The organism is Mycobacterium sp. E1715 (assembly GCF_001667625.1).
Taxonomy (GTDB): Bacteria; Actinomycetota; Actinomycetes; order Mycobacteriales; family Mycobacteriaceae; genus Mycobacterium.
Genome location: NZ_LZJJ01000059.1, coordinates 1 through 2,322 on the forward strand (window position 1 = coordinate 1; position 2,322 = coordinate 2,322).

The 2,322-nt window shown below is 71.4% G+C and carries 1 protein-coding gene and 1 pseudogene; both read left to right on the top strand.

Annotated features, from left to right (window positions below):
* Positions 1 to 526: pseudogene (locus A9X03_RS03255) on the top strand (cyclohexanone monooxygenase); the annotation flags it as partial.
* Positions 523 to 2,142, top strand: a complete 1,620-nt coding sequence (gene fadD1, locus A9X03_RS03260) for a fatty-acid--CoA ligase FadD1 (protein WP_067891831.1) — start codon at positions 523 to 525, stop codon at positions 2,140 to 2,142. The pseudogene A9X03_RS03255 and the gene fadD1, both read left to right, overlap by 4 nt.
* The last annotated feature ends 180 nt before the right edge of the window (positions 2,143 to 2,322 follow it).

The following is a 2,322-nucleotide window of genomic DNA, read 5'->3' on the forward strand; positions in this document are numbered from 1 at the left end:
GCGCACCAGCGCGGCCACCTACCCGTGCGACGTGTTGATCTTCGCGACCGGCTTCGACGCGCTGACCGGCGCGCTGACCCGCATCGACCCCGAGGGCCCGGGCGGAGTGCGGCTGAGCGACGTGTGGGCCGACGGGCCGCTGACGTTCCTCGGCCTGATGGTGCCCGGGCTGCCGAACATGTTCACCATCAGCGGGCCGGGCAGCCCGTCGGTGCTGGCCAATATGGTCCTGCACGCCGAGGTTCAGGTCGACTGGGTCATCGAACTCGTGCTCGCCGCCCGCCGCCTCGGGGTGACGGACGTGGAGCCGCGCCGCGACGCCGCCGAGGCCTGGACGGACCACGTCGCGAAGGCGGCCGAGCAGACGCTCTTCCCGAAGGCGACCTCGTCGTGGTACCTGGGCGCCAACATCGAGGGCAAGAAACGGGTTTTCATGCCCTACGTCGGCGGGTTCGGCGCCTATCGGCGCCACTGCGACGAAGTGGCACGCCGGCGCTACGCGGGGCTGGTGCTGACCACCCGATGATCGAGACGGTTCAGCAGCTGCTGCGGCAGCGTCGCGACGACGACGGCCCGGCCGTTGCCTGCGGCGAGCGGGTCTGGACCTGGGGCGAACACCTCGCGGAGGCCGAAGCGGAGGCCGCCGCGCTGATCGCCCTGGCCGAGCCGACCCGCCCACTCCACGTCGGGGCCCTGCTGCCCAACTCCCCGGCGATGCTGCGCGCCATGGCCGCGGCCGCGCTGGGCGGCTACGTGCTGTGCGGGATCAACACGACGCGGCGCGGGGCCGGACTGCTGGCCGACATCCGGCGATCCGACTGCCAGCTGCTGCTCGTCGACCCCGAACACCGGGGCCTGCTGGACGGCTTGGACCTCAACGGGATCCAGGTGCTCGACGTCACCGGCGGGCGCTACGCCGAACTGGTGGCCGCCGCGGGGCCCCTGGTTCCGCACCGCGAGGTCACCGGCGGCGACACGTTGATGATGATCTTCACCTCCGGGACGAGTGGCGACCCGAAGGTCGTGCGCCTCGCGCATGCGATGACGATCATGTGCGGCGCCAGCCTGGTCTTCCAGTACGACGTCACCGCCGACGATGTCTGTTACCTGTCGATGCCGCTGTTCCACTCGAACGGTGTCGCAGCCGGATGGGCGGTCGCCATCGGTGCCGGCGCCACCATGGTCCCGGCCCGGTTCTCGCCATCGGGTTTCCTGGACGACGTGCGCCGCTATCGCGTCACCTACGTCAACTACGTGGGCAAGCCCCTCGCCTTGATCCTGTCCACCCCCGAACGTCCCGACGACGCGGAGAACCCGCTGCGGGTGGCGTTCGGCAACGAGGCCACCGACCGCGACATCGCCGAATTCGCAAGGCGTTTCGACTGCCGCGTGGTCGACAGCTTCGGGTCGAGCGAGTTCGCGGTGATCGTCGTCCGCGAGGACGGAACCCCGCCGGGGTCGATCGGCAGACCGTATCCCGGGGTCGCCGTCTACAACCCGGCAACGCTGCAGGAGTGCGCCGTCGCGGAATTCGACGAACACGGGGCGCTGACCAACTTCGACGCCGCGGTCGGTGAGCTCGTCAACACCACCGGGGCGGGCCCGTTCGTGGGCTACTACAACGACCCGGCCGCGACGGCCGAGCGCATGCGGCACGGGATGTACTGGTCCGGCGATCTGGCCTACCGGGACGCCGACGGCTGGATCTACCTGGCCGGCCGGACGGCGGACTGGATGCGGGTGGATGGTGAGAACCTGGCGGCCGGCCCGATCGAGCGGATCCTAGAGCGGCTGCCCGGGGTCAGCCAGGTCGCGGTGTACGCGGTGCCCGACGACCGGGTCGGTGACCAGGTAATGGCCGCCCTGGTCCTGCGCGACGGGGCGCAGCTGGGGCCCGGCGAGTTCGCGGCTTTCCTTGCCGCGCAACCGGACCTGTCGCCCAAGGCCTGGCCGCGCTACGTGCGCATCAACGCCGGCCTGCCGACGACGGCGACCAATAAGATCGTCAAGCGCGCGCTGATGGCCGCGGGCATCAGCGCGGAGGGCGGCGTGCTGTGGACGCGCCCGGCGCGCGGCACGGCCTACAGTCCCGCGGCGGGGAATCCCATCGGCCACGAGGCGACCACCGCCGCGACGCCCTGAGTCAGGTGACCGATTCAGCCTGCGGTTGCGGCGCTTCGCCGAAGCGCGCCAGCACGAGCGTGGCGGACACGGCCACCACGAAGCCCGCGACGACCAGCCAGCCCAGGCCGTCGCGGGCGCTGTCGCCCAGCCACACCACGCCGACGAACGCGGGTGCGATGGTCTCACCGACGACCATCC

Excerpts from the sequence above, each read along its gene's own strand:
- fadD1 (WP_067891831.1), top strand. The coding sequence starts at position 523 with ATGATCGAGACGGTTCAGCAGCTGCTGCGGCAGCGTCGCGACGACGAC.